Source organism: Streptomyces himastatinicus ATCC 53653 (assembly GCF_000158915.1).
GTDB lineage: Bacteria > Actinomycetota > Actinomycetes > Streptomycetales > Streptomycetaceae > Streptomyces > Streptomyces himastatinicus.
Map to the genome: position 1 here is coordinate 308,984 of NZ_GG657754.1, position 6,148 is coordinate 315,131.

Genomic DNA, 6,148 nt, shown 5'->3' on the forward strand with positions numbered 1-6,148 from the left:
GCCGCGCCCGCCCCGTGGGAGCGGCACCAGCCGGTACGGGCCGTGGCCCTCGCCCTGGAGGCGGCGGCCATCCCACCCTCGGCCGTCGGCGCCGACGGCCACCGGCTGGCCCCGGGTTACCGCTGCGGCGAGGCCGAGCGGCCGGGGGTGGTCCGGGTCGAGTGGCTGGGACCCCCGGGAAGTGGCGCCGCGTACGCGGCGGGAGAGGAACTGGGCCGCTGCGCTCGCGTGCTGCGCGAGCTGGGCTGGGAGGCCCTGGAGTACCGCGGCCGCGGCCGCCACCGCTACCTGGAGGTCGAACCCCTCCCCTGACGCCGGGCGGGCGCCCCGCATCCCGCGGCGACGCACGCGGCGGCGAGGAGGATACCGAAGCCGACCGTCAGGGCGGTGGTGTAGCCGTGCACGGACGCCGCGGTCGGCGTGGCGTCCTGTGCCGACGCCAGGTGGGACGCCGTAGCGCTGGCCGCGATGGTGTTGAGCAGCGCGGTGCCGAGTGCGGCTCCCAGTTGCTGGGAGGCGTTGTACGCGGCCGACGCGGCTCCGACGTCGGTCCGGGGCATGTCCGCGGTGACCAGGCTCGCCGTCGGGGGCATGACGCAGCCGAGACCGAGCCCGGTGAGCACCAGGGCGGGCACCAGGTGGAGCGGCAGGATGTCCGTGCTCTGCGGTGTCAGGCGGGTCAGGACGAACATCCCGGCGGCCGCGGCGAGCAGACCGGGCAGGATCAACGCCGCGGGTGCGACACGTCCGTGCAGCCTTCCGGCGACGAGGGTGGACCCGAACAGGGCGGCCAGGGCGTTGATGATGAGCGTCAGGCCCGCCCGGACCGGCGAATAGCCCAGGACGGTCTGGGTGTAATAGCTCATGAACAGGTAGAAGCCGAACATCGCGACGAACATCAGCGTGATCGAGAGGAACGCACCGGCGCGGGCCCGGTGCAGAAGCACCCGCATCGGCAGCAGCGGGCGGGGCGCCCGGACCTCGACGGCCGCGAACGCGGCCAGCAGCAGGACACCCCCGACCAGCAGCGCCAGCACCTTCGGCGCGCCCCAGCCGAGCGGTTCGGCCTCATTGAAGGCGTACACGACTGCGGCGAACCCGGTGGCGCTGAGCAGTGCGCCCGCGATGTCGAGCCGTCCACCGCCGCGGACCGGGCGGTCCGGTGGCACGAAGGCCGTGCCGAGGACGGCGACGAGGGCGAGGGGGACGTTGACGTACAGGCACCATCGCCAGCTGGCGTACTCCGTCAGCAGTCCCCCGGCGACCAGGCCGAGGGCCGACCCGGCGGCGCCGACCGCGGCGAACACACCGAACGCCCGGCCGCGTTCGCGCGGCTCGGTGAACGTCATGGTCAGCAACGACAACCCGGCGGGCGCGAGGAGGGCGGCGAAAACACCCTGGAGGGCCCGGGCCCCGAAGAACATCCCGGGATCCACGGCTGCCCCGCCCAGCGCGGACGCCGCGGCGAAGCCGACCAGGCCGATGACGAACGCCCGCCGGTGTCCCAGCGCGCCGCTGATCCGGCCCCCGCTCAGCAGCAACCCGCCGAAGGCCAGGGCATACGCGGTGATCGCCCATTGCCGGTTCGCATCGGACATCCCGAGCCCGCTCTGCGCGGAGGGCAGCGCGATGTTCACGATCGTCCCGTCCAGCACCACGAGCAGCTGGGCCGCGCTCACTGCCAGCAGCGTCCACCACCGCCGCCGCGCGGGGGCGGGTCGTTGCAGGGTGTCGGGGGCGGCAGTCTTCGTCCGGGGCGGTTCGATGTCTTGGGGATCCATGAATTCAAGGGTTTCGTTGAAGCCATCCCGGAGACTTTTGCTCGCCCCTCGGGCGATGGTTCAGGGCCGACGGGCGGACAACCCTCAAGCCGCCGGTTGAACCCGGCCGCGCAGGATCAGCATGGCCAGCCCTTCCGCGTCGAGCCGCTCCACCCGCTCCCATCCGGTGCTCAGCAGGTCGATCTCCGTCTCGTCCAGCGCGATGTCCCGCCGCTTCTCCGGGGTCGTCGCGGCGAGCGGTGTGACCACCACGATCGCGCCGCCCTCCCTCAGCCGACGGCCGAGGTCGTCCATGGCCCGGGTGCGGTCGCGGAGGAAGGGATAGACCAGCCGGAGCGTGATCAGGTCGTAGCCGTCCCGGCCCAGCACGGCGAGGTCGTCCCGCTCGACGTCCAGGCGCAGCCACCGCACACCCGCCGGGTGTTCGGCACCGGCCCGGTCGAGGGCGCTGCCGGCCCAGTCGACGGCGTCGACGGTGTATCCCACCGACGCCAGATGCGCGGCCAGTTCGCCCAGGCCACAGCCCACATCGAGGGCACGCCCGCCCCCGGCGGGGGCGGGCACATGGGCGGACAGCAGTGCGCGTTCGGTGTCCCTCAGGGGCCGGAACATCTTTCCGTCGGCGTAGTGGGCGTCCCATTCGTCCTGCCGTGTGTGTCCCAACGGACTGCTCCTCGGGGGGTGGTGGCGGTTGCGGGAGGACCTCCCCGGGTTTTCGTTGATCCAACCAGTCGGTATGTTGCAGGTCTGCCGAACAGACCTGTTGGGAGTGCCCCATGACGCAAGCGTCCGTGCCGCCCGCGCCGCGCATCGAAGGCCACTGCGACCCGCGGTTCGCCGCCGTGCGTGCCGCGTTCGAAGCCAACTTCACCGAGCGCGAGGAGCTGGGTGCGGCGGTGGCCGTCCACGTGGACGGGCGGACCGTGGTGGATCTGTGGGGCGGTTGGGCGGATGCTCGGCGCGAACGCGCGTGGGAGCGCGACACCGTGGCGAACGTCTGGTCCACCACCAAGGGGGTGACGGCGCTGTGCGCCCATGTGCTGGCGGACCGGGGGCTGCTGGACTTCGACGCCCCGGTGGCCTCGTACTGGCCGGAGTTCGCGGCGGCGGGCAAGGACACCCTGCCGGTGCGTTATCTGCTCTCCCACCGGGCGGGTCTTGCCGGGCTGCGGGAGAAGCACACCGTGGCCGATCTGTGCGACTGGGAGAAGACCTGTGCGCGGCTGGCCGCCACCGAGCCGTGGTGGGAGCCCGGTACGACGTCCGGCTACCACGCCATGACCTACGGCCACTTGGTCGGCGAGGTGATCCGGCGCATCACCGGTGTCCTGCCCGGGGAGTTCCTGCGCCGGGAGATCTCCGGGCCGCTGGGCATCGATTTCAGCGTCGGGCTGCCGGAGAAGGAGGCCGGGCGGGCGGCGGAGCTGGTCCATCCGCCCGCCGCAGCGTCCAGTGAACAGGCTGCGGTCTTTGCCCAGTTGGAGCCCGTGGCGATCGCGGCGCTGGCCAATCCGCTCGTCGGGGCCGCCGAGGCCAACACTCCGCGGTGGCGGGCCGCCGAGATCCCGGCCGCCAACGGCCACGGGACGGCCCGTGCGATCGCCGCCCTGTACGGCATCTACGCCCGCCATGGCCTGTCCGGGGACCACCGGGTGCTCTCGCCCGAGGCCGTCGAGCGGGTCCGTGAGGGGCAGGGGGCGTGCCGGGACCTGATCCTGGGGCACGGCTTCACTCATGACACCGAAACCGGGCTCGGTGTGTGGCTGAGCGGCCCCAACAACTCGTACGGCCCCAACCCCCGCGCGTTCGGCCACGACGGCTTCGGCGGCTCCTGCGGCCACGCCGATCCCGAAGCGCAGGTCAGCCTCGGCTATGTCATGAACCGCATGGGGCCGCGCATCGCCGACGACCCCCGGAAGATGGCCCTGATCGACGCGGTGTACACGGCACTGCGCTGATACTGCGGTCGGTCTGAGAAAAAACTGTTATCGGCGGTGGTGTGGCTCCGTCTCCTGAGCGTTCCGTGTCATCCCGTTCAGGAGTTGAGTCACATGCCGCACGACAACAAGCACCGCCTCAGCCGCAGGGGCCTCTTCACCCTCGGCGGTGGCCTCGTGGCGGCCGGGGCGCTCGGCGGCGGGGTCGCCGCGCTCGCCGGGGGCGGAGCCTCGGCCGCCCCGGCGGACGTCGCGCATCCCGGAGCGCTGCACAGCGCCGGGGATCTGCACCGCGCCAAGGTGCGGGTGGCGGCGGGCGACGACCCGTGGCTGGCGGGCTGGAAGAGACTGACCGCCAACCGGCACTCCGCGAGCACCTGGCAGCCCAGGCCTCAGGCCACCGTCGTCCGCGGTGGCGCCGGCCAGAACTACCCCACCCTGTACCACGACGTCCACGCCGCCTACCAGAACGCCCTGCGCTGGAGGATCGGCGGCACCAAGGCGAACGGCGACACCGCCGTCGCGATCCTCAACGCCTGGTCGGCCACGCTGAAGGAGATCACCGGCAACGCGGACCGCTTCCTGGCCGCCGGTCTCTACGGCTACCAGTTCGCCAACGCCGCCGAGCTGATGCGCGGCTACGACGGCTTTGACCTCACCCGCTTCCAGACGATGCTGAAGCATGTCTTCCAGCCGCTCAACGAGGACTTCCTCACCCGCCACAACGACGCCTGCGTAACCAACTACTGGGCCAACTGGGACCTCTGCAACACCGCGTCGCTCATGGCGATCGGCATCGTCCGCGACGACACCACCGCGTTCGACCGCGCCGTGACGTACATGAAGTCCGGCGAGGGCAACGGCGCCATCCGGCGCGCCATCCCCTTCGTGTACGACGAACAGGGGCTCGCCCAGTGGCAGGAGAGCGGCCGCGACCAGGGCCACACCATGATGGGCATGGGGCAGCTGGGCGCGATCTGCGAGATGGCCTGGAACCAGGGCGTCGACCTGTACGGCTACGACGACAACCGGTTCATGAAGGCCGCCCAGTACGTCGCCAAGTACAACCTCGGACAGGACGTGCCCTTCACCACCTACACCTGGGGCACCGGCCAGAACTGCGCCCAGCGGTCGCAGACGGTGATCTCCGACGCGGGACGTGGTCAGATTCGCCCCGTCTGGGCATCTTTGCGCTACCACTACGCGCGGCGCCGCGGGCTGTCCGTCCCTTTCATCACGGCGATGGCTGAGAAGGTGGGCGTCGAGGGCGGGGGCGGCGACTACGGGCCGAACAGCGGAGGCTTCGACCAGCTCGGCTTCGGGACGCTCCTCTACGCGAAGTGATCGCACCCGGTACGGAAGGGACGGCGGAAGGGCAGGTTTTGGACGGGCGCAGTGTGAACGGGCGGCAGTGGCGCGCCACCGTCGCGGCGGCGCAGAACGGCGACCGGCGCGCCCTCGACGAGCTGATCGAGGGCTGGCTGCCGCTCGTCTACAACATCGTCGGACGGGCACTGAACGGCCACGCGGATGTGGACGACGTCGTGCAGGAGACCATGCTGCGCGCCGTCCACGGCCTGGGCTCGCTGCGCGATCCGGACGGCTTCCGGTCCTGGCTGGTCGCCATCGCCATGCGCCAGGTACGCGACCGGGCGCGCCGGCGGACCGCCGACGCGCTGCCGGATGACACCCGCGGCGCCCCGGACTTCGCCGAACTGACCGTGCTGCGGCTCCAGTTGGAGGGGCAGCGGCGGGAGGTCACGGAGGCGGTGCGCTGGCTCGCCGACGAGGACCGGGAACTGCTGTCGCTGTGGTGGCTGGAGGTCGCGGGCGAACTCACCCGGCGCGAGCTGGCCGCGGCCGTCGGCATCAGCCGTCAGCACGCGGCCGTGCGGGTCCAGCGGATGAAGGCGCGCCTGGAGACCGCGCGGGGCATCGTCCGGGCGCTCGACTCCTCGTGCCCGGACCTGCGCGAGGTGGCCGACGGCTGGGACGGACGGCCCGATTCGGTGTGGCGCAAGCGGCTGGCCCGGCACATCCGGGGGTGTGCGCGCTGTTCCGGAGGGCGCGAGGACGCCGTACCGGCCGAGCGGCTGCTCGTCGGCATCGCGCTGGTGCCGCTGCCGGTCGGCTTCACCCTCGCGACGGCGCTGGGCGGCAAGACGGCGGCCGCGGCCGCCACCGCCACGGGTGCTACCGCCACCGCCTCGGCCGCGGCTCCGGCGGGCTGGTCGGCCAAGGTGCTCGGCGCGCTGGCCAAGCCCGCGGTGGCGGTGACCGCCGGGGCGGCCATCGCCGCGGGCGGCGCGTACGTCGTGACGCAACCGCCGGACGAGCCCCCGCCGCGCGCCGCACCGCCCACCGCCGCGAGCACGGCGCGCCCGCCGTCGTCCGCGCCCCCGCCCTCCACGACGCCGTCGCCCTCGCGCC

At 72.6% G+C, this 6,148-nt stretch carries 5 protein-coding genes and 1 pseudogene; 4 read left to right on the forward strand and 2 right to left on the reverse strand.

Translation table 11 applies throughout. The annotated features are described in order from the left end of the window. Positions 1 to 312, forward strand: a pseudogene (locus SSOG_RS01340) (hypothetical protein); the annotation flags it as partial. Here the strand turns inward: SSOG_RS01340 and SSOG_RS01345 are convergent. Together SSOG_RS01345 and SSOG_RS01350 are read right to left on the reverse strand one after the other, a co-directional pair. After that, complete coding sequence (locus SSOG_RS01345) at positions 285 to 1,781, reverse strand: MFS transporter (RefSeq protein ID WP_009712387.1); 1,497 nt, start codon at positions 1,779 to 1,781, stop codon at positions 285 to 287. The pseudogene SSOG_RS01340 and the gene SSOG_RS01345 overlap by 28 nt on opposite strands. A gap of 84 nt (positions 1,782 to 1,865) precedes the next feature. Beyond that, positions 1,866 to 2,444, reverse strand: a complete 579-nt coding sequence (locus SSOG_RS01350; protein WP_009712388.1) for a class I SAM-dependent methyltransferase — start codon at positions 2,442 to 2,444, stop codon at positions 1,866 to 1,868. A gap of 113 nt (positions 2,445 to 2,557) precedes the next feature. On the opposite strand from SSOG_RS01350, the gene SSOG_RS01355 reads away from it, so the two are divergent. From SSOG_RS01355 to SSOG_RS55380, 3 genes are all read left to right on the forward strand, one after another. Next, positions 2,558 to 3,739 carry an EstA family serine hydrolase gene (locus tag SSOG_RS01355; protein ID WP_039936270.1) on the forward strand — a complete coding sequence of 394 codons (1,182 nt, stop codon included), beginning with the start codon at positions 2,558 to 2,560 and terminating at the stop codon, positions 3,737 to 3,739. 93 nt (positions 3,740 to 3,832) lie between these two features. Next, a complete protein-coding gene (locus SSOG_RS01360; RefSeq protein WP_039936271.1) occupies positions 3,833 to 5,062 on the forward strand; it encodes an alginate lyase family protein in 1,230 nt (409 codons plus the stop codon). 38 nt (positions 5,063 to 5,100) lie between these two features. Next, positions 5,101 to 6,148 (forward strand): RNA polymerase sigma factor (locus SSOG_RS55380; protein ID WP_425385401.1); only part of this gene is annotated, 1,048 nt, incomplete at its 3' end.